The sequence below is a fragment of the Sorangium sp. So ce887 genome, assembly GCF_051521455.1.
Taxonomy (GTDB): Bacteria; Myxococcota_A; Polyangia; order Polyangiales; family Polyangiaceae; genus Sorangium.
Genome location: NZ_CP150354.1, coordinates 7,670,594 through 7,697,369 on the forward strand (window position 1 = coordinate 7,670,594; position 26,776 = coordinate 7,697,369).

At 70.1% G+C, this 26,776-nt stretch carries 20 protein-coding genes; 12 read left to right on the forward strand and 8 right to left on the reverse strand.

Annotated elements, in window-relative coordinates; all coding sequences use genetic code 11:
- Positions 1-370: 370 nt before the first annotated feature.
- The 3 genes from tgt (at position 371) to WMF36_RS28395 (ending at position 3,644) form a co-directional block, all read left to right on the forward strand.
- Complete coding sequence (gene tgt / locus WMF36_RS28385; protein WP_437479338.1) at positions 371-1,522, forward strand: tRNA guanosine(34) transglycosylase Tgt; 1,152 nt, start codon at positions 371-373, stop codon at positions 1,520-1,522.
- Positions 1,519-2,409, forward strand: a complete 891-nt coding sequence (locus tag WMF36_RS28390) for an MnmC family methyltransferase (RefSeq protein WP_437573892.1) — start codon at positions 1,519-1,521, stop codon at positions 2,407-2,409. Before tgt ends, WMF36_RS28390 begins: the two co-directional genes overlap by 4 nt.
- Positions 2,410-3,233: 824 nt before the next feature.
- Positions 3,234-3,644 carry a hypothetical protein gene (locus tag WMF36_RS28395; protein ID WP_437573893.1) on the forward strand — a complete coding sequence of 137 codons (411 nt, stop codon included), beginning with the start codon at positions 3,234-3,236 and terminating at the stop codon, positions 3,642-3,644.
- Between the two features lie 161 nt (positions 3,645-3,805).
- On the opposite strand, the gene WMF36_RS28400 is transcribed toward WMF36_RS28395, so the two are convergent.
- Both WMF36_RS28400 and WMF36_RS28405 read right to left on the reverse strand, forming a co-directional pair.
- On the reverse strand, positions 3,806-4,768 hold the full coding sequence (locus WMF36_RS28400; protein WP_437573894.1) for an L-lactate dehydrogenase: 963 nt from the start codon (positions 4,766-4,768) through the stop codon (positions 3,806-3,808).
- A gap of 130 nt (positions 4,769-4,898) precedes the next feature.
- A complete protein-coding gene (locus WMF36_RS28405) occupies positions 4,899-6,104 on the reverse strand; it encodes a mechanosensitive ion channel family protein (protein WP_437573895.1) in 1,206 nt (401 codons plus the stop codon).
- Positions 6,105-7,152: 1,048 nt separating this feature from the next.
- Between WMF36_RS28405 and WMF36_RS28410 the strand changes: the two genes are divergently transcribed.
- The 5 genes from WMF36_RS28410 to WMF36_RS28430 all read left to right on the forward strand — a co-directional run bounded on the left by WMF36_RS28410 (position 7,153) and on the right by WMF36_RS28430 (position 17,093).
- Positions 7,153-7,833 carry a sialate O-acetylesterase gene (locus WMF36_RS28410; protein ID WP_437573896.1) on the forward strand — a complete coding sequence of 227 codons (681 nt, stop codon included), beginning with the start codon at positions 7,153-7,155 and terminating at the stop codon, positions 7,831-7,833.
- Positions 7,834-8,462: 629 nt separating this feature from the next.
- The gene (locus WMF36_RS28415) at positions 8,463-9,029 is read left to right on the forward strand and encodes a hypothetical protein (RefSeq protein WP_437573897.1); all 567 of its coding nucleotides are present in this window, start codon (positions 8,463-8,465) and stop codon (positions 9,027-9,029) included.
- A 626-nt stretch (positions 9,030-9,655) separates the two neighbouring features.
- Positions 9,656-13,603, forward strand: coding sequence for an RHS repeat-associated core domain-containing protein (locus tag WMF36_RS28420; protein ID WP_437573898.1), 3,948 nt, complete (start codon positions 9,656-9,658; stop codon positions 13,601-13,603).
- A 131-nt stretch (positions 13,604-13,734) separates the two neighbouring features.
- Positions 13,735-16,392 (forward strand): NACHT domain-containing protein, encoded by a 2,658-nt coding sequence (locus WMF36_RS28425; RefSeq protein WP_437573899.1) that lies wholly within the window; start codon positions 13,735-13,737, stop codon positions 16,390-16,392.
- A gap of 254 nt (positions 16,393-16,646) precedes the next feature.
- Complete coding sequence (locus tag WMF36_RS28430) at positions 16,647-17,093, forward strand: CoA-binding protein (RefSeq protein WP_437573900.1); 447 nt, start codon at positions 16,647-16,649, stop codon at positions 17,091-17,093.
- 71 nt (positions 17,094-17,164) lie between these two features.
- Here WMF36_RS28430 and WMF36_RS28435 read toward each other — a convergent pair whose 3' ends face one another.
- Complete coding sequence (locus WMF36_RS28435; protein ID WP_437573901.1) at positions 17,165-17,587, reverse strand: cupin domain-containing protein; 423 nt, start codon at positions 17,585-17,587, stop codon at positions 17,165-17,167.
- A 227-nt stretch (positions 17,588-17,814) separates the two neighbouring features.
- Here WMF36_RS28435 and WMF36_RS28440 point away from each other — a divergent pair, with 227 nt between their 5' ends.
- The 3 genes from WMF36_RS28440 (at position 17,815) to WMF36_RS28450 (ending at position 20,289) form a co-directional block, all read left to right on the forward strand.
- On the forward strand, positions 17,815-18,888 hold the full coding sequence (locus WMF36_RS28440; protein ID WP_437573902.1) for a PA0069 family radical SAM protein: 1,074 nt from the start codon (positions 17,815-17,817) through the stop codon (positions 18,886-18,888).
- Between the two features lie 137 nt (positions 18,889-19,025).
- Complete coding sequence (locus tag WMF36_RS28445; RefSeq protein WP_437573903.1) at positions 19,026-19,805, forward strand: HAMP domain-containing protein; 780 nt, start codon at positions 19,026-19,028, stop codon at positions 19,803-19,805.
- 25 nt (positions 19,806-19,830) lie between these two features.
- Positions 19,831-20,289, forward strand: a complete 459-nt coding sequence (locus WMF36_RS28450) for a tellurite resistance TerB family protein (RefSeq protein ID WP_437573904.1) — start codon at positions 19,831-19,833, stop codon at positions 20,287-20,289.
- A gap of 28 nt (positions 20,290-20,317) precedes the next feature.
- On the opposite strand, the gene WMF36_RS28455 is transcribed toward WMF36_RS28450, so the two are convergent.
- Both WMF36_RS28455 and WMF36_RS28460 read right to left on the reverse strand, forming a co-directional pair.
- Positions 20,318-22,051, reverse strand: a complete 1,734-nt coding sequence (locus WMF36_RS28455) for an NFACT RNA binding domain-containing protein (RefSeq protein WP_437573905.1) — start codon at positions 22,049-22,051, stop codon at positions 20,318-20,320.
- Positions 22,052-22,072: 21 nt separating this feature from the next.
- A complete protein-coding gene (locus WMF36_RS28460; protein ID WP_437573906.1) occupies positions 22,073-22,729 on the reverse strand; it encodes a hypothetical protein in 657 nt (218 codons plus the stop codon).
- A gap of 135 nt (positions 22,730-22,864) precedes the next feature.
- Here WMF36_RS28460 and WMF36_RS28465 point away from each other — a divergent pair, with 135 nt between their 5' ends.
- Positions 22,865-23,608, forward strand: a complete 744-nt coding sequence (locus tag WMF36_RS28465) for a formylglycine-generating enzyme family protein (protein WP_437573907.1) — start codon at positions 22,865-22,867, stop codon at positions 23,606-23,608.
- 10 nt (positions 23,609-23,618) lie between these two features.
- Here the strand turns inward: WMF36_RS28465 and WMF36_RS28470 are convergent, their stop codons facing one another.
- The 3 genes from WMF36_RS28470 to WMF36_RS28480 all read right to left on the reverse strand — a co-directional run bounded on the left by WMF36_RS28470 (position 23,619) and on the right by WMF36_RS28480 (position 26,660).
- The gene (locus WMF36_RS28470) at positions 23,619-24,326 is read right to left on the reverse strand and encodes a glutathione S-transferase family protein (RefSeq protein ID WP_437573908.1); all 708 of its coding nucleotides are present in this window, start codon (positions 24,324-24,326) and stop codon (positions 23,619-23,621) included.
- Positions 24,327-24,548: 222 nt separating this feature from the next.
- Positions 24,549-25,730 (reverse strand): benzoate/H(+) symporter BenE family transporter, encoded by a 1,182-nt coding sequence (locus WMF36_RS28475; protein ID WP_437581975.1) that lies wholly within the window; start codon positions 25,728-25,730, stop codon positions 24,549-24,551.
- A 15-nt stretch (positions 25,731-25,745) separates the two neighbouring features.
- A complete protein-coding gene (locus tag WMF36_RS28480) occupies positions 25,746-26,660 on the reverse strand; it encodes a hypothetical protein (protein ID WP_437573909.1) in 915 nt (304 codons plus the stop codon).
- Positions 26,661-26,776 lie beyond the last annotated feature (116 nt).

A 26,776-nucleotide genomic window follows, 5' to 3' on the forward strand; every position in this document is an offset into this window, starting at 1 on the left:
TCTCCTCGCGTTCTCCCGTTTCATGTCGGCATGCGGTGTGCTCGAGGCCGAGCGTCATGCCGACGCTCGAGCACAACGCCCTCGTCGAGATGTTCCGTGAGGACCTCTCCGGCGCCGAGGCGCCAGCGGCAGAAATGTTTGTTATTTCAATGGGTTCCGGCTGACGCTTGGCCGAGTCGTCTTCCGGCGTGGCCCAACGCGGGCCCAACGAATAGGCGTTTGCGGGACTGCGCCTGAGCAGCAGCGGCGGCGAGGTCCCGGCGCAGTCCCGCAAACGCCTATTCGTTGGCGGAAAATTCTTGACAGGTCGGAATGTCTTTGCGCGGACTATCCTCTCCGACTCCGGTGCTCGGCATACACTTCGCCGTCCATGTCCTTCCACTTCACGGTGCACGCAGTCGACCCGGGCTCACGCGCGCGTCGCGGCGCCCTCCTGACCCCGCACGGACGCGTCGAGACGCCGGCGTTCATGACCGTCGGTACGCGCGCGACGGTCACCGGCCTCTCACCTGCCGACCTCAAGGAGGTCGGCGCGCAGGTGGTGCTCGGCAACACGTACCACCTGATGCTCCGCCCCGGCGTGGAGCTGTTTCGCCGCATCGGTGGCATCCATCGCTTCATGGGCTGGAGCGGCCCGGTGCTCACCGACTCCGGCGGCTACCAGATCTTCTCGCTGCCGGGCGACCGGGTCATCACGGAGCAGGGCGCGCGGTTTCGCAGCTACACCGACCAGCGCGTGCACATGCTCTCGCCGGAGCGCTCCATCGAGGTGCAGACCGCCATCGGCGCCGACATCATGATGGTGCTCGACGTCTGCGTCGACGCGCGCTCCGACCTGACCACCACCCGCGACGCCATGGAGCGGACCCACCGGTGGGCGCTGCGCAGCCTCGCCTCGCGCACCGATTCTCCGCAGGCGCTCTTCGCCATCATGCAGGGCGGGATCTTCCCCGAGCTGCGTCGGGAGTCGGGCGCGTTCCTCACCGATCACCCGTTCGACGGCTTCGCGATCGGCGGCCTCGCCGTGGGCGACACCCGCGCCGAGCGGGAGGACGTCACGCGCATGGCCGCCGAGCTGCTCCCCGCCGATCGGCCGCGGTACCTCATGGGCGTGGGGACGCCCCCCGACCTCCTGAACGCGATGCTCGCCGGCGTCGACATGTTCGACTGCATCCTGCCGACCCACCTCGCCTGGCAGGGCACCGCGTTCACGTCGACGGGCCGGGTGAAGCTCACGCGCGCGTCGCACGCCGCCGAGGATCGACCGCTCGACGCGGACTGCGCCTGCGCGACGTGCAGCAGCTTCACGCGGTCCTACCTGCACCACCTCTTCAAGTGCGGCGAGCCGCTCGGCCCGCGGCTGCTGTCCATGCACAACCTCCACCATTATCTCTCCCTGATGGCCGAGGCGCGCGCTGCGATCGTCGCCGGCAACTTCGCCGCTCACGCCCGCGACAAGCTAGAGGCCATCGACCGGCACGAGCACAGCGGCCGCCGGATGGGCGCCGAGGCGACCGCGTGAGCGCCGGCGATCCGCGCTGTGAGGTGGTGACCACCCGCGGCGGCGCGCGGGCGATGCTCGACCGAAAGACCGGCGAGGTGATGCACCCCGTGGTCGGACCGTCGATCGAATCCGCGCGGCTGTACTGCGAGCCGGCCCGGCTGTCGGCCCGGCTGTCAGCGCCGGTCTCCGGCGCGCGCGCGGAGCCGCTCGTGCTGCTCGACGTGGGCCTCGGCGCCGGGTCCAACGCGAGCGCCGCGTGGCGGCTGTCCGAGGCGCTGCCGGCGAGCGCGCGACGGCTGGAGATCGTCAGCTTCGATCACAGCCTCGACGCGTTCGCGCTCGCGGCTCGTCCCGAGCACGCCGCCGACTTCGGGCTCGACGGCGCGGCCGGGCTCGCCGCCCGCGCGTTGCTCGCCGCCGGACACCACGAGACGGCGCGCTCGCGCTGGCGGCTGGTTCACGGCGAGCTGCCGGCGGCCCTCGACCTCGAGGCCGCGGCGGCGGCGGACGTGGCGTTCTGGGACCCGTTCTCGCCGCGCGCCAACCCCGACCTCTGGACGCTCGCGGCCTTCACAGCGCTGCGGCGCTGCTGCCGCGCGGGCGCGACCGTGCATACGTACAGCGGCGCGACCGCGACCCGCTCGGCGCTGCTGCTCGCGGGCTTCGCCGTGGGCATGGGCGAGTCGACGGGAAAGAACAAGACAGCGACCTGCGCGGCGGTGGATCTCCGGGACCTCGCGCGCCCGCTCGATCGGCGGTGGATCGAGCGCCTCGGTCGCTCGTCGGCCGCGTTCCCTCCCGATGCGCCGGCTGACGCGCTGGCGCAGGTAGCGTCGCTCCCGCAGTTTCACGCGGCTCGACCGGAGGTCGAGGGGAGCTGCCTCTCGTCGAGAAGGCAGCTGTGATCGACGCGGAAGGCAACGCCGTCGAGAAGGGAAAGGCGACCCCACCGATCACGCGGCTCTCCTCGACGAGCGCGCCGCGCAGGGTTGTACCCCGCACGGTGCCACATCGCGACAGGCACTCTCGCACGGCACCGCCGTATGGCCGAAAGGACACCGCTCCTCCGGCAGGAGTGGCTGTGCAGCTCGTCACTGAGCTCGCCGTGCGCTCGGCGGTGGCGCACGGCAACGGGCCGAACGGGCTCACTGTTTTGGCGACGTGAGGCAGGGTATCCATCGCGTGGTCAACGGATTGTAGAAATGACTTCCCCCCTCTCCCTTGCACCCCGCCGAGGTCGACGAGGGGATGGGTCCACCTGAGCGTGAGCGACGTCTTTCCGGTCCCCTTGGCTCCGAGCGTCAGGGTCTTTTGTACCGCTTCTGCGTGATCTTGGGCCGGACGTCCAGCTCCCGCCGTCACCACACACTCTCTCTGCTGTGCGTCGAGCCATTCGACCTTCGGCTTCAGTGCTACCACAACGCGCCTCGGCGACCAGCCGAGTCGCGACGCGCCGAGCCCGGACATCGCTTCGAGCGCGCGGCGCCGCGTTCAGGACGTCACGCGCAACCAGGGACGAATCTGGGGGACGCGGTTCTAGAAGCTGAAAAGAGCTCGTGCCCTCCATACAACCATGTTATTCTCCTACCTGTGCGTCGTCGGTGCGACGATGTTGACTGCGTGATTGCAGTCTGCAGTCGGGACCGATGCGTCCCTCCTGTCGAGACAGGACGGGCACGAGGAGAGGAGATTGGTCATGCGATCGCGAGCGCGCTGGGTTGCTTGTTGCGTGGGCATCATCGTCAGCGGCGGACTCTTCGCCTACTCGGCCGCGGCCGACCACAGGCCACGGCCTCGTCGCTGTTCCGAGGCTACGTTGAAGGGCTCCTATATCTTCGCGGCTGATGGTCTCAACGTGACGACAGGGCGCAGGTTCGCGTCGGCCGGGGTCGAGGTCTTCCGTGGAGACGGCACCATGGATGGGAATGTCACTGTCAGCATCGGGCGCGCCATCGCCCGTGTCACGGTCGATGGAGAATACACCATCGACGCCGAATGCAGGGGCAGGCTGACGCTGACGACGTCCGCCGGGGGGGAAGAGAACTACGACTTTTTCACCGAGCCGTCGGGCAATGAAATACGCTGGATCCAGACCGATCCGGGGATCGTCGCGTCCGGCAGTGAGCGCCGCGCAGAGTAGCGCGTCGGGCAGGCGGCGCTCGAAGGGGCTCGACCCGTCCAGCTCACGCGCGGGGCTCGGACCATGCAGGCGAGAGGCCCGGGAAGTGTGCCCCAGCGAAGCGCGCTCTGCCGCGAGGTCGGTCCGAGAGCCCGCGGTCGCTCAGCCCGCGCAAGGTCGCTTCAGAATCCGAGCGACCGGATCGCCTTGCGGATCGTGTCCGCGCTGGCACGGACGCCGGCCTCCTCCTCGGGGCTCATCGGTATGGGCAGCTGCGCCTCGAGGCCAGACCGGTTCACGATGCACGGCACGCTCAGGCACACGTCGTCGATGCCGCGATAGCCGCTCAGCAGGCTGCTGATGGGCAGCACGCGGTTCTCGTCGCGGAGCAGGGCCTCCAGGATCTTGGCGGTCGCCAGGCCGATCGCGTAGTTCGTCGCGCCCTTGCCGGAGATCACCTGGGCAGCGGCGTTCTTCACGCCGTGGAAGATCTCCGTCCGGTCGCTCGCGCCGATCTTGCCGTGGCCCGGCACCGACCACGCGTCGAGCGGGATGTTCGCGACGCTCGCGCTGCTCCACAGCGGCACCTCGCTGTCGCCGTGCTCGCCGGCGATGTACGCGTGGACGTTCTGCACGGCCACGTTCAGCTGCCGGGCGATCAGGAAGCGGAACCGGCTGCTGTCGAGCACCGTGCCGCTGCCGATCACGCGGGCAGGCGGGAGGCCCGTCAGCTTGAGCGTGACATACGTGATCACGTCGACCGGGTTGGTCACCAGCAGATAGAGCGCGTCCGGCGCGACAGCCAGGAGCTTCGGCAGGAGCTCGCGGCATATCGCGACGTTCGCGGTGGCGAGGTCCATCCGGCTCTGTCCGGGCTTCTGCTTCGCGCCGGCGGTGATGACGACCACGTGCGCCCCGCGGCAGACCTCGACGTCGTCGCTGCCCTCGAGCGTCGCCGCCGGGACGAACTGAAGGCCGTGGTTCAGGTCGAGCACCTCGGCATCGACCTTGGTCCGGTTCACGTCGAAGAGGGCGACCTCCTTCGCCGCGCCGCGGAGCAGGCAGGCGTAAGCGATCGTCGCGCCGACGCTGCCGGCACCCACGATCGCGACCTTGCTGGGGGAGACGGACGGGTTGTCAGGCATACCGATCGGCTACCGCGGCGGCAGGGCCGGACCAAGCCAAATCAGGGGCGCGACAGGCCGCGACAGGCGGCGTTCGCCCGCGCGGCCGGCGCGAGCGATGTCCGGCGCCCGCTGTGTCCGGTCGCGGGGCTCAGCTCTCCGGGAGCGGCTCGGTGGAGCGCCCCTGGCGCGGCGCTCCCGCGTCGGCCTTGCCGCTCGCGGCGGCGGGCGCCGGGGCGGCCGGCACCGCGACGATCGCCGGGAGGACCAGCGGCGCCATCGTCGGATCGACGGCGGCGCGCGGGTCGATGACGCGCGGATCGAGGGCGAGGCCGGGCTGCGCCGCGGCGGGGCTGAGGGCGACGCCCTCCTCGCGACACGCGCGGAAGAACGCCTTCATCACCTCGGACTCCAGCAGATCGTGGCGTTCGAAGTCGGCGATCCAGAACTTGATGACGTACCGCTGGAAGAGGGGTGTGACGGCGGCGAGCCAGAGCCTAGGCGGCGGCTCGCTGAGGATGTCCGGCACCTGCGCGCAGGCGCGCTGCGCCGCGCGCTCCACGGCCTCGGGGGCGGCGCCGAGCGAGACGAGCATCTCGATGTTGCGCGCGCACGTCCGGTCCGGGGCGCAGAAGTTCTGCACGCGCGCCTTGGCGATGATCGAGTTCGGCAGGATCACGATGTCTCCGGAGAACGTCCTGAGGCGGGTCGAGCGCCAGCCCACGTAGACGACCTGCCCCTCGACCCCGTCGACGAGGATCCAGTCGCCCGCGCCGAACGAGCGCTCGGAGTGCAGGGCGAGCCCGGCGAAGAGGTTGCCCAGGGTGTCTTGTAGCGCGAGGCCGAGGACGACCGTGATGACGGTCGAGGTGGCGAGCAGCGGCACGAGGTCGACCCCGGTGGCCGCGCCGACGATCGAGAGGCCGGCGACCAGGTAGAGGATCGCGAGCAGGAGGTGCCGTACGAGCGCCGGGAGCTGCACCTTCTGGCGCTCGGCGAGCCAGTAGTCGATGACCAGGGTCTCGGCGATCTCGATGGCCAGGTACGACGCGAGCGCGAGCTCCAGGAGGAGCACGCCCTTGTGGATCCTGGGCAGCTCGCCCCCGCGCAGGGCGATGTACGTGTGGAGCGCGAGCAGCGCGACGAGCACGCGCGCCGGCAGCCGCATGCGCCGGAGCAGCAGGTCGTCGAGCGACGTCTGCGTGGCGCGCGCGACGCGCGAGAGCAAGCCGAAGAGCAGGCGGTAGGCGACGAACCCGAGCGCGAAGACGGCGAGCGACATGCCGAGCGCGGCGGGCAGCGAGGCGGGGGAGCGGAAGAGGTCGGCCCAGAGCGCCGGGAGCCGGTCGAGGTTCACGGGGCGCAGTCTGCCACAAGCGGCGGGCGGGGGGCTCGCGCTGCGCTAGACCGCAATCAAGCGCTTGAAAATCGCTCTTTTTCGGGCTCAGAATGAGAAGCCCGGGTGTTTGTCGAGCTGCGGAAGCTTGACAGAGAACCCCCGGAGGCTCTTCAGGTGATGGGTCGACGAAGCTGGCGCCGAAGTGAAGCGAGAAAGATCGCCCGGCGACTGAAGCCCGCCCAGCGTGGACGCGACCCGCGTGGAACGGGTCCCGAGCTCGCCGCGCGCACGATTCGTTACGAGGCGTCGGATCGGCTTCACGCGATCCCCTGCGGCGGGATCGGTGCCCTTCATCAACTGGCCTGCAAGGTCGGGCTGGTCACCGCGCTCAAATTATCCATACCGGTCGAACGCTCGTCTATCGGCTCCTCGCCTGGCGCCCCGGACCGAGAGAGCGCTTCGCTTCGAAAGGATCGGTCGGCGCTTGAGGCGCAGCGAAGAACGAGCGCCGTCGACAATGGAATAATTCAGCATCAACGGTCTTCTCCCTGTGCTGTCCTGAAACCGAATCCTGGATGCCAAGCTCCCAAGATGCGATAGGCTAGGCCCCGACGCTGAGCTCTTTGCGGGCGAGGTTCGCCGCACCGGCATCGCGACGCCGGCCTACCAATTCCGCCATTCTCTTCAGATCGCGCCCCGGCGCGACGAGGTAACGACCATGACCGAGATGAACCGCACAAGCCGAGGCACACCCAGGTTCCTGCTCCTCCCATTTCTCTTCATGATCGCTGCGTCCGGTTGTGGCGAGTCCGCTTCGCCCGGCGCGACCGGTGCGAGCGACAACACCGGAGGGGCCGGTTCGGGGACCGGAGGCGCCTCGACGGGTAGCACGAGCGCGGGAACCGGAGGCGCCTCGGCGGGGAGCACGAGCGCGGGGACCGGAGGCGACGCGACAGGCAGCACGAGCGCTGGAACTGGAGGTGGCGCCACGGGAGGGACCGCATCGAGTAGCAGCGGGGCAGGCACCGGCGGCGCACCGAGCTCAAGCCCGACGTTTCACGTCTTCATGCTCATGGGCCAGTCGAACATGGCCGGTGTCGCAGACAAACAGGCCAGTGACCAAAATTCTGACGCGCGGCTCAAGGTCCTCGGCGGATGCAATCAGCCGGCCGGACAGTGGAACGTGGCCAATCCGCCGCTCAGTGATTGCCCTGGTGAAAAAGGATGGAACCTGTCGACCGCCGTCGACCCGGGCATCTGGTTCGGCAAGACCCTGCTCGGAAAGCTGAACGAGGGGGACACGATCGGGCTGGTCGCTACTGCTGAGAGCGGTGAGTCGATCAACACGTTCATCTCTGGTGGCTCACATCACCAGATGATTTTGAACAAGATCGCCAAAGCGAAGACGGCTGAGAATGCGCGCTTCGCGGGCATCATCTTCCACCAGGGTGAGTCCGACAGCGGCCAGAACTCATGGCCCGGCAAGGTCGTTCAGCTCTATAACGAGGTGAAGGAAGCCTGGGGGGCCGACTACGACGTTCCCTTCATTCTTGGAGAGCTCCCCGCGGGCGGATGTTGCAGCGGCCATAACAACCTCGTGCACCAAGCGGCCGACATGTTGCCTGATGGACACTGGGTCACTCAGCAGGGGACCAACGTCATGGATGAGTACCACTTCGATCATGCGTCCGTTGTTCTCATGGGCACGCGTTATGGTGAGAAGATGATCGAAGCTTTGGGTTGGTAGCAAAGCGGCTCGCGGCGGGTGTCCGCGCAACCGAGGCCGCTCGAATCCCCTGGATTCGAGCGGCCTTTGATGATGCCGGCCGTGGGGATCGCGGGCTGAGAATTCCTCATTCGTTCGCTTTGTCAGCGGAAAATTGAACAGGGAGGCGGGGAGACAGGGATATCTGTCATCCTCGCTCTGTCTTCCTCGCTCTTCGGAGTCTCGTGCATTCTGGATGCCGAGCCAACGAACGCAGGCGATCCGACTGGCGAAGCTCAGCAGCAGTTTCCCATCGTCTCCTTCTCACGGAAGGATTTCCCCTTCGGCACCCTTGTCAAAGATGACGGCAAGGACGAGGGCGGTGGATGGCAGGAGGCCAAGGCCAACCTGCCATTCTCGAAATTGCATAACCTGCGCCCGGTGCGCCGCTGGACGTGTTCTTTCAGGGTAAGGATGCCGCTGCGGGCTCAGCGTATGGGGCGAATCCGGCCAAACCGTGCGGCCATGCTCAGCATAGAGATCGCAGAGGACGTCGCACGCCGCATGAACTATAACCTCCCGGAAGGGATCTTCTGCAGTAGGTTCATCGACGAGATGCGGGCGACGTTCAAATCCAAGTACCCGCGGCTCGGCGCCACGGTGATGAGGCCATGAGGATAACTCGCTCCGAGCTGCTCGACGTCGTCTACCGCTTCTACCCGCGGGGCGTACGTAACTTCGAGCGCATCCACGTGCCTCCCAACGAGCCCTTCTACGACGACACGGAGGAGCACCGCCGCCTGGTGGACGCCGCAAACCGCGGGCGAGCGGAGTACTTGACGTGGAAAGCGATGATTCGCCGAGTGGGGGATCGATACAGCCTTCAGAGCGAGTCGCTCAGCCTGTTGGCGGGGGGGGTCGAGCCGGCCTACTCGGCTCGCATCTATCGCCCCAAGGACTCGGGGCCCGTTCCATCGCTCAGCGAAAGGGCTTCGCTCAGCTTCCACGTGAGCCTTCTCGGGCCCTATTACGGGATCCACGACAGGGGCGAGCCCGACGAGATATCGGCGGCGGTCGCAGAAGAGATCGAGGCCACGTACCCCGGCTACCGACCGATCCCACCGGAGCTTGGGAACGAGGTGGTGCCGGATGTGGAGATGGACGGGGCGTTGATGGGCAACGCGACGATCTACGTGTGCCTGTTCTCGGACAAGTGGACTTGGGTGGATCCGGTGTAGCCCCCCTCCGGATAGAGCGGATAGGAAACGGTAGAACTTGCGTCCGAGTCAAGCCCCGCGGGGACGGCGCCGAGCGAGCCGTCGTTCGCCCATCCGACACCCGCTTGCCCCGTCGCAGAGCCGGCGCGCCGTGCTCCGGGCGCAGCGCTGCCTCGACGACCGCGGCGTGCGCTCGCCATGACCGGCTCGGGCCGTGTGCCCAGCTACGCCGCGTCGAACCCGAACGCAATCGGTTCCCACGTTGGGTCGCGTGCGGGTGCTCCCGACCCGTCGATGTAATAGTGCTTCCCGTCGAAGGAATGCCACACGTTGCGATCGCCGTCCTTGCGTGGCGCTCCTGGAGGCCGCCACGGCCTCCACAAGCTTCTCCTTGCTCCGCCGATGGTGGCGACCGCGCAACCCTGCGGGGCCTCGGCAGACCCTGCAGACGCCGGCGGCAGGGCTTGCGACGCCCGATCCACGACGTGCGCCGCAGCGCTGCACATCCGCCGCGCACCGCAGCTCGGACAGCGGCCGCGCCCCTGCCGGAGAGAACGGCCAGGAGGTCCTGCGTCCGGATGCCAGGTGGTGTACCCTCGCCTGGTGTCGCACGGCAGCAAGCCCGTGCTGAGACTCAGGAGAAGGCCATGGCCCGCACTGCGCCTGTACCGAACATCCCCGCCATTCCTGGCATGAACCCGGGCGTCTTCATCATGGGAGGGGGCGGGGGCGGGAGCGGCGGCAACGGAAAAGGCGGTGGCGGCTCTGGAGATGGGCAGGGCGGCAAGGGGGCCAACGGCGGCAAGGACGCAGGCGGCGGCGGAAAGGCCGCATGTGGCGGCGCAGGCGGTGACGGCGGCGGCTGCCCGAATCACCATGGCGGGAAGAAATCGGGAGCGGTGTCGAAGGGCGACCCGGTCGACGTGGTGACGGGCCGGGTGTTCACGATTCCCGCCGTCGACCTCGATCTGCCGGGACCGCTGCCGCTCTCGATCGTGCGGTCGTACACGACGGCGGCGAGCAATCGCGACGTCGGGCTGGGGTTCGGGTGGAGCCACTCGCTGGCGTGGGAGATCGAGGTCCGCCGGCGCGCCATCCGCGTATGGACCGACGATGGACCGGTCGATTTCGACGCGATGCCCGTGGGCGCCGGCGCCGCGGGCCCTCACGGCTGGGTCCTCGCGCGGGAGGAGGGCGGCTTCGTCCTCGATACCGGCGACGACCGCTGGTACGTGTTCGCCGAATCGGCGGGGACGGGTTACCTGCTCACGGCGATCAAGGACCGATACAACAACGAAATCAAGCTCTCGTACCGTGAGGGTGTGCTCGGTGAGATCATCGACAGTGTCGGCCGGACCGTCCGAGTCCGACGGGCGCCTGACGGGCGCATCGGTGCCTTCGAGCTCAAGAACGCACGAGAGCGCGGTGCTTGGATCGCTTGCGCCCGATACACCTACGACGAAGCTGGGGATCTCACGTCCGCGACCGACGCGGACGGATACACGACGCGCTACGCGTACCAGGAGCACCTCGTCACCTCCCATACGAGCCCCACGGGGCTCACGTTCTTCTTCCGCTACGACGATCGGCGCCGCTGCGTCGAGACGTGGGGCTCCTACGCCGATGGGCGCGACAGCGGCCTGGCGGAGAACCTTCCGACGCACCTGGCCGATGGGAAGACCGTCGCCAGAGGCATTCACCACTGCAAGATCGAGTTCGGAGAGGACGGATACTCCGAGGTCGCGGACTCGATCACGGTTCACCGCTACCTCGGGAATCCCCTGGGCAAGGTGGACAAGGCCGTGAGCGCCGGGGCCGTGTTCAGCCGGACGTATGACGAGCACGGGCATCTCCGAACGTTCGTCGACCCGCTCGGCGCCATGACCCTCTGGCAGCGGGACCGCCTCGGTCGGGTGATCTCCGTCACCGACCCGCTCGGTCGAATGACAACCATCGAGCGCGACGCGGACGGGCACGTTCGTCGGGCCATCGATCCGGCAGGCGGCGTCACGGAGCTCTGGCGGATGCCCGATGGGCTCACCTGGACCGACCCGATAGGGGCGGTGTTCCAGGTGCGCCAGGACGCGCGCGGGCGGCTGATCGAGACGGTGGCGCCGAACGGCGGCCGCACGACATATCTCTACGACGATCTCGGGAACATGGTCGAGAAGACCGACGCGCTCGGAGCCAAGACTCAGCTGGCCTACGATTACTGGGGTCGATGCCGCTCGCTTCGCGATCCGAGCGGCGCGGTGGTGTCGTACACCTACGACAATCGCGGCAACCTCACCGGCGTCTACCGACCCGACGGCGGAACGACCCGCTACGAGGTTGACGGCATGGGGGACTGCACCTCGGTCCTCCAGCCGAACCAGCAGCTGACCCGGCTCGTGCGAGGCGGCTTCCACAAGCTCTGCGAGGTACACAAGCCGAACGGAGAGGTCACGCGGTTCCGGTACAACCGGGAGGGTCGCTTGGTCGAGGTCCAGAACGCGCTCGGGGAGCGCCACAGCATCGAGCTCAACACCGCGGGGATGGTGACCAGCGAGCGCGGGTTCGACGGGCGCGTGTCTCGTTACAAATACGACTACAATGGCCGGCTCGTCTTCTTCGAGAACGCCGCGGGCGAGAAGACCGAGTATACCTACGACCTCGCCGGGCAGCTCGTCGCGCGTACGCACGACGACGGTAGCGTCGAGACGTTCATCTATGATGAGCGAGGCGACTTGATCGCCTCCGACAGCGCCGCCGGCTCGTTCTCGTACCAACGAAACGCCGTCGGCTGGGTCGTGTCCGAGACCCAGATTGTAGGCGGCGAAGCCGCGACCGTCCGGCGCACCTACGATCTCATGGGTGACGTCGTCGAACGCACCATGTCGCTGGGTCACTCCGCCAGGTGGACTCGCAACCTCGACGGACGCGCCGAGAGGGTGAATCTCGATGGCGGAGACGAGATCCGGATCGAGGTTGACGCCGCGGGGCGTGAGGTCTGTCGCGCGCTCCCGCGAGGCGGCCGGATCGAGAGCGCGTGGGACCCGATGGATCGTCTCGTCCAGCGGCGCGTCTGCTCGCCGTCGAGCCGCGTCCCGGTCGGGCCCAACGAGCCAGAATGGGTGGGCCCAGCCGCGCCGGTGATGACGGTCCACCAGGCCTACCGATACTCGCCCGCCTCGGAGCTCGTCGAGGCATGGGACCAGGCGTACGGCGTGCGCCGGTTCGAGTACGACCCTGCGAGCCAGATCCTGGCGAATGTCTCGGAGCGTGAGCGCGCCGAGCTCTTTCGCTATGACGTCTGCGGAAACGTGTTCGACGTCGCCGCCGGCAAGGAGGATCGCTCCTACGGTCCGGGCAATCGCCTGCTCAGGAAGGGGAATACCGAGCTCGTGTGGGATGACGACGCGCGCCTCAAGGAGACGCGGACCAGGACCCCGGCCGGCGCGATCGAGGTCACTCGGTACACCTGGGAGGCGCGTGGGCTCTTACGGTCGGTCGAGCGCGCCGACGGCACCGTCGTGGAGTTCTCCTATGATCCGGACGCCCGACGCGTCACCAAGCGGGTCTCGCGGCGCCTGGCGACCGGCGAGCTGCGACCCGACAGCGCGACGAGGTTCGTCTGGGATGGCGCCGAGCTCGTGCACGAGATCCGACAGGTCACCCGCGAGGTGGCTGCCCCCGTCGTGGAGGCGCGCACCTACGTCTTCGAGGCCGGCGCGCCGTGGGCGCAGCGCAGCGGGCAGAGCGAGTGGTACCATTACCTGAACGATGAGATGGGTACGCCGGAGCGGCTCGTCGGCCCCGACGGGGTCGTCGCCTGCGAGCTGCGGCTGAGCGCCTGGGGAAGGGTCGAACCCGCGCCCGGCGCATCGACGTCGACGCCGATCCGCTTTCGCGGGCAGTACTGGGACGACGAGATCGGGCTCAGCTACAACCGGAACCGCTATTACGATCCGGAGACTGGTCGCTATATCAGCGCTGATCCGATCGGGATCCTCGGCGGTGTCAACGGTTTCGCCTACGCGGAGAACCAGCCGACCCGGTTGAGCGATCCGGACGGGCTCATGGCCAAGGCCTCGTCCACCATCGAGACCGCCGGCGGCAAGCCGCACACCGGCAAGAGCACGTTCGAAGGTCCTCTCGATCCCGCGCTCAAGACTGCGGTCGACAATGCCCACAAGAAGTTCGACGACGGCAAGGTGGCGGGCCCGAAGCCATCGAGCGCCGGACACTGCGCCGAGATCGAAGCGCTGAACAAGCTGGCGACAGACATCCGGGAGGACCGCGCCAAGAACAATAAGGCATTGAAGGATCCCAAGGCGGAAGACGCCGAGATCAGAAAAGAGATGCAGAAACAGGTGAAGGAGGGGAAGATGACGACGAAGACGGACAAGGACGGTCTGCTCATGGACCCGTGCAAGTTCTGCGCGCAGGTCATGCGAGAGCTCGGCCTGCACCCGGCGAACAACGGGGGCACGGGCAAGAAGAAAGGCGTCATCGGCTCGGACGGCAAGGCGTGGAACGGCAATGTCTGGCACAAGGGAAGCTCGGTGCCCTTCAAGACCGCTCCCTCGAGCACTCCGCCTTTCGAAGGCACATGACCTCTCCTCCGCGAGCACCGGATGCGCCGGCGGCCGGTCCGGCGGCGGCGGAGCGCGGCGTCCTCGCCTTCTGGCGCGAGGTCGAGCGCTGCCTCAGCGCCCCTCTCGGGGGGCACGCGCGCGCTGGCGCCATGACGCACCTCGATCGATGGCTCCAGCACGGCGGCACGCGCGCGGCGCTGCTCGGCCCGAGCGGGCGCGGCAAGTCGACGCTGCTCGGCGCGTGGGCGCTTGCGCTGGCTCGCGCGGGCCAGCAGGAGATCGCCTTCGTCCCCGTGAGCCACCGGTTCGGGACTGCCCTGGAGCACACGGCGCTGAACCTCATCTACGCGCGTGTGGCCCTCTTCCTCAGGTCTCCGCGACGTACAGGTGAACGGCCGCACGGGATCGCGGAGACGCGGCGCGACCTTGCAACCATGCTGCAGGAAGGCCGGCCGCCGGAAGCGAGGCCGCTCCTCTTGATCCTCGACGGGATCGACGAGGCCGTCGACTGGACGCCCGATGCGGCGGCGAGCTTCCTGCGGAACCTCGGCCCGGGCGTGCGCGCCGTGCTCTCCGTGCGCTCGCTCGAGGCGCTCGACCGGGTCGGATGGCTCCGGGAGGACGTCGAGGTGGTCGCGCTGCCGCCGCTCGAGGCCGATGAGCTTGCAGAAGTTATCCGACCGAGGCTGGGTGCGCTGCCAGCCAGGGTGGCCGGCGACATCGCACGTGGGAGCGGTGGGGAGCCGCTCCTCGTGGAGGCGCTCCTCGAGGCCCTCTCGCGGGATCCGGCGGGCGTCACGCCGTGGCTCGCGAGCGCTCCCGTCGGGGCTCCGGCGGTCCTCGATCTCTGCACCGGCGACGCGATCCGCCCGGCGCTGCCATGGCTCTCCCGCGCGCTCGGTCCGATTGCGGCGGAGGAGCTCTTCGCGATCTCGACCGAGGGAGCCGGCACCTCCAGCGAGTTGACGGCCGGCGGGCCGCTCGTCGCCGCCGGAGAGCCGGGCATCGCGCTTCGCCACCCGGCCTGGGCGGAGGCCATTGGAGCTCGGCTCGCGCCGCAGCAGCGCGCGGCGATCGACCGCCGGTTCGCCGACCACGGAAGGAGGGCATTCGCCGCATCCACGGTCTCCGAGTATGTGTGCCGGAGCTGGCGCGCTCACCTGGAGCGGATCGACGCGCGTCTCACGGAGCGACTCGAGCTGGTCTCGAGAGCGTGGTTGGAGGTCTGGAGAACGCGCCCGGACGGGTCATCCGGGTTCATCGCCGACGTGGACGCGACGGCGGCCTGCGCGGCGCGCCTCCTCGTCGATGTCGCGGCCGGAGGCGATGTCGTGGGAGCGCTGTCCGCGCGGGTCCGCTGCCTGCTCGTCACGAGCTCGGTGCGGGCGATCATCGGCTTCGAGGAGACGCGACGTGGGCTCGCCGCGCAGGAGGAAGAGGAGAAAGAGGAAGAGGAAGAGGAGGAGAGGCCCGAGGGCAGCGACGACTCGGCCGGACCGCGGCTCGAGATTCCGCGCGTCGGCGAGGACGATCTCGACGCTGGCCGACCGATCGCCGACGCCGGGGAACGCGCCGGCGCCCTGATCCGGCTGGCGCGCGAGCTGCCCGACCCCGAGCGCGCCGTCGTGCTCGGCTTGGCGCTGGAGGCCGCCCGCGACGAGCGCGCCGGCGGGGCTGCGCTCGCCGCCGCGGCGCGTGCGCTCGAGGGGCAGGCGCGCGAGACGACCGCGCGCGAGACGGCAGCGCGGCTCGGCCGCGAGCGGACCGAGGAGAGCCGGCTCGATCGCGTGGCCCTGGCGGCGCTGCTGCCCGAGGCCGAGGCGCTCGATCTCGCGCGCGACGCGTTCGCCGAGGTCGCGGCCGACGCGAGGAGCGACGAGCTGCCGCGGCTCTCGGAGGCCGCCGCGCGATTGCCTCCCTCGGTGGTGCGCGGGCTCTGGGCTTGGTCCGAGGCGCTGTCCGCCACGGAGCGACACCAGACCCTCGCGCGCCTCTGCGCGGGCCTGCCCGCGGCGGAGCGGGACGCGGGCGTGTCGGAGGCGCTGGGGCTCGCGCTGTCGCTGGTGGCCGACGGCGAGCTGCCGGCGGACGCGTGCTGGAGCGTGTGCGCGCTCGCGCCCCACGCGCCTGCCGACCTCGTGCCCGCGCTGGTCCAGGCGTGCGCGGCTGCGCCCTGCTTCCGGCGGCCAATGGTGACGGCGGTCGCGGCGCGCCTGGGCGATCTCGGCCGCGCGGACGACGCGCTCGCGCTCGTGGCGACGCTGCCCGAGGCATCCGACCGGGTCGAGGCACAGGCTGCCCTGCTGGCGCATCTCCCCGCCGCGGCTCGCGACGCCGTCTGGACGCGGCTGTCGAGCGATTTACGGGCGAGCGACGGCGGGCGCACGCTCCTCGAGCGGAACGCCGCTGCGTGGACCCGGGCTGTCGGGGCTGACGTCGTCCTCGACCTGTCCCGCGAGCTCGGCGCGACGTGGCCAACCCTTGTTGCAATCGCCGAGGCCTCGCCGGACCACGCGCCAGCGATCACACGCGAGCTGCTCGCACGCGCCCTCGATCGGCCGAGCGATGAGGACGAGGCGCTCTTCGCGCTGATCCCGCTGGCCGCCTCGATGACCGAGCGGCACGCGCGCCACCTGTGCCAGCGCCTCCTGCAACACCTCGACTGGAAGCGGCGCCCCGATCTCCTCGACGACTGGACGAAGGACGACCTCGGGCACCTGGCGCCCTTGTTCGGCCGCATCGCTGGACCGCAGGGCGTCGCCGCGGTGGCCCGGGAGATTGTCGACGTCGCGCGATGGCTTCCCTGAGCGCCTGGCGAGCTGCAAGGCGTTCACCCCCCGTCCTTCGTCCTTGATGGACGCGGAGCGGACGCCTTCCTGCTGGCGCTTCCCCTCCCCTGCCCCCCCGCCCTCCGCCGCTCCCCTCCCCGGCCCCGTTCTCTCGCTCCGCGCCACCCCGCGCTCGCTCCCCGCCTCCAGCGACCGCGATCCCCGCCTGCTCCAGCGGTGGCAAGGCGTCCGCCATGGGTGCCACGCCGGCTCTGCGGACGTACACTCCCTCCATGAACGACATTCGCGACATCAGCCAGGACGAGGCCCGGGTGGCCGAGCTGGTCCGTTCAGCGAGGCGCGTCGCCGTGCTCGGCATCAAGATCGAGGCGCAGGCGGATCAGCCCGCCTTCTACGTCCCGAGCTACCTGCAGAGCGCGGGCGTGGAGGTGATCCCGGTCCCCGTCTACTACCCCGACGTGAAGACCATCCTCGGCCAGCAGGTCTATCGCCGCGTGGCGGACGTCCCGGGCCCGGTCGACATCGTCGTCGTCTTCCGGCGCGGCCAGGACGTCACAGCGCACCTCGCCGACCTGCTCGCCGCCCGGCCGCGCGCCGTCTGGCTCCAGCTCGGCATCCGGAACGACAGGGTGGCCGAGCGGCTCGTCGAGGCCGGCATCCTCGTCGTGCAGAGCCGCTGCCTCATGGTCGACCACCGCCGCGTCGCCGGGCAGGGCTGAGGCTCGTCAGGGACATCAGACACCGAGGGCACAGCGGACGACGAGAGTGAGCCGGTGTCGCCGCCGCGCAGCTACAGCGGCCGGTGCTGCGTCCCCTTGCCGTACGTGATTGACAGCAGGTCCCCCGGCTCGCGCACGATGAGCCGGTGCCACGCGCCTTGCGGAACCTTGCACGTCGTCCCCGCGAGCAGCGCGACGACCCGCTCGCCGCCCTGCTCCTCCAGCACGACGTCGCTCGCGCCCGACAGGAGACACAGGATCTCGTCCCCGGCCGGGTGCATCTCCCACTGCGGCGTGTCCTCGGCCAGGTGAAACCGGATCACCAGCCAGCCGCCATCGTCCGTGATCCGCCGGATGTCCGCGGCCTTCGAGTCGCCGGACATCAGCTCTTGCCAGAACGTCGGCCTCACCTCGATCGGCAGCGCGTCGCCCCCGTCCGCGAGGTGCAGGTACGTGCTGCGGAGATCGAACCCGGGCTGTCTCTGATTGGCCATCTCGTCCCTCACGTCGCTCCTGAGCGTCCTCATGGCAACAGGCCGCCCCTGCCCTGTCAACCGCCCTCCCCGGCGCCGCCGCCGCGCGCCTCCCCGGCGCGCCCGCCGCCGCCCAGCCCGCCACGACGGAGCCCGCCGGGCTCTACTGAACAAATGCTCCCATCCCGGCCAGGACGCGCTACACTGCCCGCGCAGCGACCGCCCCCTCGCCCGGCGCTGACCGCACCATGCCGCGCCCCGTGAACAACCCTCCGAACCCGTGGTCGTCAACGCAGGTCGAGTACCTCGAAGAGGCGCCCCCGGCGACGCTGCAGATCTTCGAGGAGCAGGCCCGCTCCATCGTGACCGCGAACGACAGCCCCGATCTTCCATTCCGGTACAGCGTCAACCCGTACCGGGGCTGCATCCACGCCTGCGCCTACTGCTATGCCCGGCCCTCGCACCAGTACCTCGGCTGGGGCGCCGGGACAGACTTCGACCGCAAGATCGTGGTCAAGGCGAACGCGCCCGAGCTGCTCGAGAAGGAGCTCAACAAGCCGGGCTGGCAGGGCGATACGATCGTGTTCTCGGGCAACGTCGATTGCTACCAGCCGCTCGAGGCGAGCTACGAGCTCACCCGCCGCTGCCTCGAGGTCTGCCTCGCGTTCCGGAACCCCGTCGGGCTCATCACCAAGGGCGCGCTCGTGCGGCGCGACGCCGCCCTGCTCGGCGAGCTCGCGCGGCGCGCCCGCGCCCGCGTCCACTTCAGCATCCCCTTCGCCGACGACGCGGTGGCGCGCAAGATGGAGCCGTACGCGAGCCGCTCATCGCTGCGCTTCGAGGCCATGCGCGCGCTCTCGGACGCGGGCGTGCCGACCGGGATCTCCCTGTCGCCCATGATCCCCGGCCTGAACGACAGCGACGTGCCGGAGCTCCTCGAGCGCGCCCGGGACGCCGGGGCGCAGAGCGCCTTCATGATGCCGCTGCGCCTGCCGCGCGAGGTGCTCCCGGTCTTCGACGAGCGCCTCGAGGAGGCCTTCCCGGACCGCGCCGGCAAGGTCCGCCGCGGCATCCAGGAGATGCGCGGCGGCAAGATGAACGAGGCCGCCTTCGGGGCGCGCTTCCAGGGCGCAGGCGCGCGCTGGGCGGCGATCCAGCGGCTGTTCGAGGTGCACTGCCAGCGCCTCGGGCTGAACGCCGCGCGCGTTGGCGACGAGGCGGACGAGGCGGACGCGGCGGACGCGGCGGACGCGGCGGACGCGGCAAAAGCGCGCTCGACCTTCCGGCGGCCGAGCCGGCAGGGGACGCTGTTCGACCTCTGAATGACCCTTGCGACCGGCGCAAGGAATGGGGTACCAGTGAGAACGCAGTGCATTCTCGGGGGGGTCGCACCGGCGCGGCCCCGCTCGTGCCCTGCCCTGGGCAGGCGGTGATGCCGTCCGCCCGCCGACGAGACCTCATGACCTCTCCCGCCCAGGATCGCGCCACAGCCCGCCCGGCCCCACGCCGCAAGCTGCTCCTGAACCCGCGATTCCAGCTCAAGTACACGGGGCTCCTGGTCTCGGTGGTGCTCGCGGTCATGGCGGTGCTCGGACTCGTCATCTGGCAGACCGCGAGCGTCGCGAACGAGCAGGCGCAGTACGCGGCGACCCAGGCGGAGCTCGCCCTCAAAGAGGCGGCGAACAGCGCCAAGATCCTGAAGATGAGCACCGCCGCCCTGGGCGGCGACGGCGCCGAGCTCGACAGCACCCTCGACGAGGAGCTCGCGAAGACGGAACGCGAGCACGAGCGCAACCTGGCAGAGGTCGCGAAGCGGCGCTCCGAGGTCGAGGCGCTGCGACAGCGGCTCCTCAACGTCCTCGTCGGCGGCGGCGTGTTCCTCCTCGTCGTCCTCGGCGTGCTCGGCATCTTCATCACCCAGCGCATCGTGGGGCCGGTCCACCAGCTGAAGCGCCTCTGCCGCCAGGTCGGCACGACGCGGCTCACCATCGGAGAGGGGCTGCGCAAGGGCGATGAGCTCGGAGACCTCTTCGACACGTTCGTGCAGATGACCTACTCGCTCAAGGCGCTCCAGACAGGCCGGCTCGCGACGCTCGACGCGGCCATCGAGCGGGCCGAATCCGAGAAGGTCTCGGCCGAGGTGCTCGAGGGGCTGCGCGCGCTGCGGGCGCAGCTCTGCCTCGGGCTCAGCGAGGCCGAGACGGTGCGGCGCCGCGCTCCGAGAGGTGGTGAGTCATGAGCCGAATCGCCGGAGCGGAGACGACATGAAGCCTCCCGCATTGATCCAGCAGGCGGCCGGCTTGCTCCGCGCTCGCTTCGATCTGAACGAGTACAACCCGACCCCGATCGTCGACCTCGGCGCGCTCGTGGCGAACGCCGACGGCAACGTGGACGCCGAGGAGATCGACGCCCTGCGGCAGCTGATCGAGCCGATGCTCGGCACCCAGCTCAACGCCGAGCTCGTCCGCTACCTCATCGAGGCGAGCCTGAAGGTGATCGCGGCGGCGGGCGTCGAGCCGCGGGTGCGATTGCTCGCGGAGATCCTCATGGACTGCGACGCGGTGGAGGAGGGCATCCTCGTCGCGCTGGCGGTGGCCCACGCGAGCGAGGGGATCTCCGACGCGGAGCGCGCGGTGATCGAGTCGCTCGCCCGCGCGGCGGAGCTGCCGGTGCGCCGGCTCGATCAGCTGAACGAGCAGGTCCGGGGGGCGTTCGCGGCCTGAGGCGGCCTGCGCCGGCCGAGGGCGGCCGTCAGCCCTCTTCCTTTGTCGCGAGCAGCCGCGACAGGCGCTCTCCCTCGATGCGGACGGCGATGACCTTCTCCCGGTCGAAGACCACCGCGCCCGGAGCCGCGCCGCGTGGCTTGCGCACGTAGCGGCGCGGGAGATAGCTCACCTCGCACACCGCCTCGCCGCGCGCGTCGCTGAAGTGCGCCGCCAGGGTCGCGGCGTCCACGAGCACGTCGGCGGAGCAGCTCGCCCCTTTCTGGAGCGGCACGACGACGTGCGAGCCGACGACGCCCTTCGCGTGCAGCCAGAGGTCGTGCGGCCGCGCGTGCTTGGTCGTGAGCGCGTCGTTGTCCTCGGCGCCCCGGCCGACGAGGATCGCGGCGCCGGACGCGCTCCGGTAAGCATGGAACGGCCGCCGCGGGGCGGCCCGGGCGGCCCGCCGGCCGCGGGCTCCGGGCATCCCCGGCTCACCGGCGCCGGCGGCGCCCACCCCGGCGAGCTCCGCGCGCGCGACGCCGAGGGAGCGCGCGCGCTGCGCGAGCGGCTCGAGCGCGTCCGGCAGCGCCTCCGCCGCCGCGACGTCCGCGGCGAGCGCGGCGATCGCGTCGAGGGCGCGCTCGGTCTCGGCGAGGCGCGCGCGCATCACCGCCTCGCCGCGCTGGTAGCGCCGCGCCTTGGCGAAGAAGGCCTCGGCCTGCGCCTTCGCGGGGCGCGCCGGGTCGAGGGCGACCTCGAGCTTGCCGCCGGTCTCCCAGTCGTCGAGGAGCGCCCTCGCCGCCCCCCGCGGCACCCGCGCGCCCTGCGCGAGCAGGAGCTGCCCCGTCTTCTGGAGGCGCGCCACGCTCCCCAGCCGCCCGAGATCGCCGCGCACCGCCTCGGCCCTGCGCTCGAGCGCCGCGCGCCGGGCCTTCACGGCGCGCGCGAGCGCCGCCTTCTCCTGCCCGGCGGCGGCGTCGTCGCTCGCCTCGACGAGCGCGGCGCCGGCGGCCAGAGGATCCGCCGGGTAGGCGATCTCGGCCGGCGGGGCGCTCCCCTGCGGCGGCCAGCGAAGGATGAGGTGGCCGGCGCCGTCGAGCAGCCGCACCTCGCCGCGGCGACCCGGCGCGAGCTCCAGCCGCGCCGCCGGGGCGGGCGCCGGGCTCAACCCGGGTGAGGGCGCCGCCGCCCCGGGGCTCAACCCGGGTGAGGCCCCCGCCCCGGGGCTCAACCTGGGTGAGGCCGCCCCCGCCCCCGGGCTCAACCCGGGTGAGGCCGCCGCCCCCGGGCTCAACCTGGGTGAGGCCGCCCCCGCCCCCGGGCTCAACCCGGGTGAGGCCCCCGCCCCGGGGCTCAACCTGGGTGAGGCCGCCCCCGCCCCCGGGCTCAACCCGGGTGAGGCCGCCGCCCCCGCCTCGCTCAACAGTTCACTCTCCTGGTCTTTTTCCACCAGAAGCACATCGCCGGCGATGACGGCGATCCCGTCGCCCCGCACCTCGATGGCCAGCACGCGGCGGCCGACCAGGTGGGCCCGCATGGCCGCCAGGAGCGGGTGCGACGCGTCGGCGCGGAGCCGCGGCAGCCGCGGCAGGACCCCCGTCCCCGCGACCCGCGGCCCGATGCCGACGCCGAGCACGCGCCGCGCTCCGGCGTACACGGCCAGCGCGACGAGCCCCGTCGCGGGGTTCGCGTGCGCCGCGTCGATCCGCGCCCCCACCCAGCTCGCCATCGCCTCGGCGAGCGCCCCGCCTCGCGCCGCGCTCCCTTGATCGTCCTCCATGGCGAACGCCGTTCGTACCCCTCAGCGGAACTTCTCGAAGATCGGCCCGCAGCAGCCAAGGGCGAGATCGCACGCCGGCCCGTTGTCCTGACAGGTGGCCACCTCCGCGCCGTTGACCAGGCAAGAGCAGCTGATGCCGCCGGGCCCGCTCGGCCGGCACTCGACGGCCAGGTCCACGCCCGAGCACGAGCCCTTGCAGGTGCAGGCCCTGCCGCCGCCGTCGAAGCACTCGAGCGCCCCGCAGGCGGGGTCGGACGCACACGCGTCGTACCCCTCCAGGAGCGGCTGGCACCTCGGCGGGATGGCGTCGCAATTGAACACCTCGTCCATCGCGCAATCGAAGAACGGTACGAGCAGGCCGTTGCACTCGGGCGCGCTGGACACCTGCCCATCACAGAAGTCGCCGCAGTCGCCCGGTCCCTGCCCGCACGTCGCCAGGAAGAGATCGCAGTAGTCCACGCATCTCGACCGCACGTCGCCGCCGCCCACCCCGGTCGAGGTCCCCACCGTCGAGCTGGTCGTCGAGCTCGCGCTGGTGCTTGTCACGCCGACGCCGACGCTGATCGCGCTGGCGCTTGTCGCGCCGGCGCCCCCTGACCCGCCGGGCATCCCGTCGACGACGACGTTCCCACCGCAGGCGCTCCCCCAGGCCAGGACTGCGAGCGCAGCGATGCGCATCCTAAGCAGCGTCATTCCCATGGCGCGAGACTAACCCGACGCGAGCGCGGGCGCGAGCGCCGCGCTCGCGCCGATGACGAGCCGCCGTGCGGCCTCTCGTGCGGCGCGCGCGGCTTTGCGATAGAGAGCCGCCGCGTGCTCCTCGACCTCCTGCTCGCCCCGCTGCTCGCCCAGGGCGACGCGCTGCCCCGACCCGGGCCAGCGGCGTCCTGCCCGCCCGACATGGTGCTCGTGGAGGGCACCCACACGGAGAACGTGCAGCGGATCTGCACGAGCTACCGCGGCGGCCACTGCTTCAGCTTCTTCCCTGGGCTGTTCGCCGCCGAGCCGCGCTTCACGCCGGTGCGCACGTGCATGGACCGCCACGAGTGGCCGAACCGGGCGGGCGCGCTGCCGGTCGTGATGCTCCGCTTCGTCGAGGCCGAGCGGGAGTGCGCCGCCGCCGGCAAGCGCCTCTGCACCGAGTTCGAGTGGGAGCTCGCGTGCGAGGGGCCGTCCGCGCTCCCCTTCCCTTACGGCTACGCGCAGGATCCGGCCGCCTGCAACGTGAGCAAGCCCTACCGGGGCATCAGCGAGCGGCGGCTCGCGTCGAACGACCCGGCGGTGCGGGCCGCGGAGACGCAGCGGCTCTGGCAGGGCGAGCCGTCGGGCTCGTATCCGGCGTGCGTGAGCCCGTACGGCGCGGTCGATCTCGTCGGCAACGTGGAAGAGTGGGTGTCGACGTCGCGACCCGAGTGGCCGCACCGCTCGTCGCTGAAGGGCGGCTACTGGTCCAAGCCGTGGGCGGGGTGCCGCGGCACCAACGACTCGCATGGACCGATGTTCCGGTTCTACGAGATCGGGTTTCGCTGCTGCAAGGATCCAGGGGCGGGGACGTAGCGCCGCGACGTCAGGCCTGCTCGTCGCGCAGCACCTTCTGCACGGCCGGATCGGCGTTCATCCGCGCGAAGACACGCGCGAGATGGGGAAACTCGGCGAGGCCGCCCGCCAGCTTCTCGGCCCAGCCCAGGTAGACGAACAGGTAGGCATCCACGACCGTCCGGCGCGAGCCCACCGGAAAGTCGCGACCGGCGAGCTGGCGGTCGAGGTTCGCCAGCAACGCGCGGATCTTCTTCACGGCGTGCGCCTTGAGGTCGTCCCACTGGCCGCGATCGGTGATGAACCTGTCCGGCGCGAACAGCGGCACGAACGCCTTGTGCACGTCCGACGTCAGGTGCGCGAGCCAGCGCGTGACCTCGGCGCGGCTGCGCGGCGAGCCGTCGCCGCCGAGCTTCGCCTCCGGATACGAATCGGCGATGTAGCTCAGGACCGCCGCGCCCTCGGTGAGGACCCAGCCGTCGTCCTCGACGATCGCCGGCACCGCGCCGAGCGGGTTCACGGCGAGATACTCGGCTTCCTTGGTCTGCGGCGCCGTGAGCTTGACGGTCTCATACGGCTTGCCGGTCCACTCCAGCGCGATGTGCGGCCCCAGCGAGCAGGCGCCGGGCATGAAATACAGTTTCATCTTGGGTCTCCTCAGGAATATCGTCTGTTGACTTGCGCTATTTGACTCGCGCTCAACTTGCGCGACCTGCGCAAACTGCAGCATCTGTGCCATCGAGAGCAGTTCAAGGAAGCAGAGACGCCTGGCCGCGGGCCGCCTTCGAGAGCCCCGGGCCGTAACCGGCGTGCACGGCCCATTGGCCCGCGCTGCACAGCGCCTCGAGCTCATCACGCCGCCTGTCTGTCCATCGCAGCGGCCCCTCGCGCCGCGTCCCCCGCAGCGCCTCCCTGGCTCCGGCCGTTCCGCGGGGGACCAGGGAGGCGCTCCGGGGACAATCTACGAGCGTCGTCCTGCCTTCAGGACCACCAGCGCCAGGACGCCAGCGGCGAGCCCCCAGAACGCCGACCCGATACCGAACGAGCTCACGCCGGAGGCCGTGACCAGAAACGTGATGAGGGCGGGCTCGCGCTCGCGCTCCTGGCCGAGCGCCGACACGAGCCCGTTCCCGATCGTCCCCAGAAGCGCGAACCCGGCGATCGCCAGCACGAGCTCCCGGGGGAGCGCCGCGAATACGGCGCCGATCGTCGCGCCGAACAGCCCGGTCATGATGTAAAATACCCCGGCCGTCACGGCGGCCACGTAGCGCCTGGCCGGGTCCTCGTGCGCTTCCCGACCGACACAGATGGCGGCCGTGATCGTGGACAGATTCAGGGCAAAGGCGCCGAACGGCGCCAGCAGCAGCGTCGTCGCCCCGGTCCAGCCGACAAGCGGCGAGCTCGACACCTTGTAGCCCGACGTGCGGAGCGCGGCGACCCCAGGCACGTTCTGCGACGCCATCGTGACAACGAACAGCGGCAACGCGACGCCGATCACCGCGTGCAGGGAGAACCGCGGCACGACGAGCACCGGCTCGGCCAGCTCCAGGCGTATGCCGCCCGTGTGCAGCAGGCCCTGGGCGCCCGCGATGGCCACGCCCACGAGCAACGCCGAGATCACCGCGTAACGCGGCAGAAAGCGGCGCCCGAGCAGGTAGGTGCACAGCATGGCCATCGTCATCGCGAACTGGATCTTCATCGCCGCGAAGGCATCCAGCCCGAAGCGCAGCAACACGCCCGAGAGCATGCCAGAGGCGATCGACATCGGAATGCGGTTCAGCGCGCGCTCGAACCAGCCGGTGAACCCGCACAGCGTGATGAGGCCCCCCGAGACGAGGAACGCGCCCACCGCCTCGCGCATCGAGAGGCCGGCCGTCCCGGTGATCAGCATCGCCGCGCCCGAGGTCGACCACGCGGTCGCGATGGGCATCCGGTAGCGCAGCGACAGCCCGATGCAGGTCAGCCCCATGCCGAGGCCGAGCGCCCACATCCAGGAGCCGATCTCCTTCTCCGTCGCGCCGAGCGCAGCCGCCGCCTGGAAGATGATCGCCGCCGAGCTGGTGAAGCCCACCAGCACCGTCACGAGCCCCGCGTTCACCGCGGACACAGAGAAGTCTTTTACCAGGGCCATGTCGCTTCCGATCGTGGTTCCGGAGGATCAAACGCCGATCCGTCGCTGCTCTCGGTCCTGGAAGAACGGGCTGTCCACGATCCGGTCGCTGTCGTTCTGGCAGACATCGAGGTGGAACCTCGTCGGGCCGGGGTACCTGAAATAGTTGCGCGGGATCTCGATCATGTGGGCCCGCGCGCGGTCGTACCTCGACGTCTCGCAGATGAACCGCAAGGAGAACGCGTCCCTCGACTCGAGAGGACCATCGCCCAGCAGGACGCTCCTGTGGATCACGTACTTGTCCATCAGCAAGATGTCCCCGAGCTCGTAATCGTCCTCGACAGCGAAGAACTCGAGCAGGTTGTTCATGCCGGAGGAGTTCAGGGGGCCGTCGCGCAGCGCAACGTAGTCCTCGAACGCGATTCCGCCGGCGTCGATCCGCTCCTGGATGCACCTGAAGACGGCGGGATCGACGTGAGAGTACATGTATTCCCCGGAGATGATGTCCTTCGGGACGTACCTCATGCCGCCGCGCTGGCCCTTCGTGTCGATGGGGTGGAGGGGCGCCCAGATCGTGCAAGCGTAGTCCTCGGTCCTGTGGAAACCGAAGCTCTGCGACTCGATGTGCCACTCGAAGCCCTTGCTGAGATTCCTCTTCAGCTCGAAGCCCACGCCCTGCGTGAAGAACAGACGGTGCCCGGTGAGCGCCGACATCGCCGCGCGGAACTTCCGGTCGCGCAGCAGCTCGTAGATCATCGCGTCGCCGGAGCACAGGTCGTACCCCAGCCTGCTGAAGCCCTTCTGGTAGCTGTCCGTGGGCGTGGAGAGCTCCGCCCTCACCTTGTCCCTCAGGTAGAGGACCATGTCCTCGGAGAAGAATCTCTTCAGAAGAACGAAGCCGGTTTGCCGGTAGCTCTCGATGTCTCTCTCCGTGATGCTGAACTTGTCGCTGATCGTTTCCATGAATCGCCCTGTTGTTGACTCGATCGATGTTCGCCCTGATGGCGGTAGTTGGCTCGTGAAGCTGGCCGCCTCTTGCCGTCGACGCGGCGCATGGGCCAGCCGATGCGCCGCGCCGC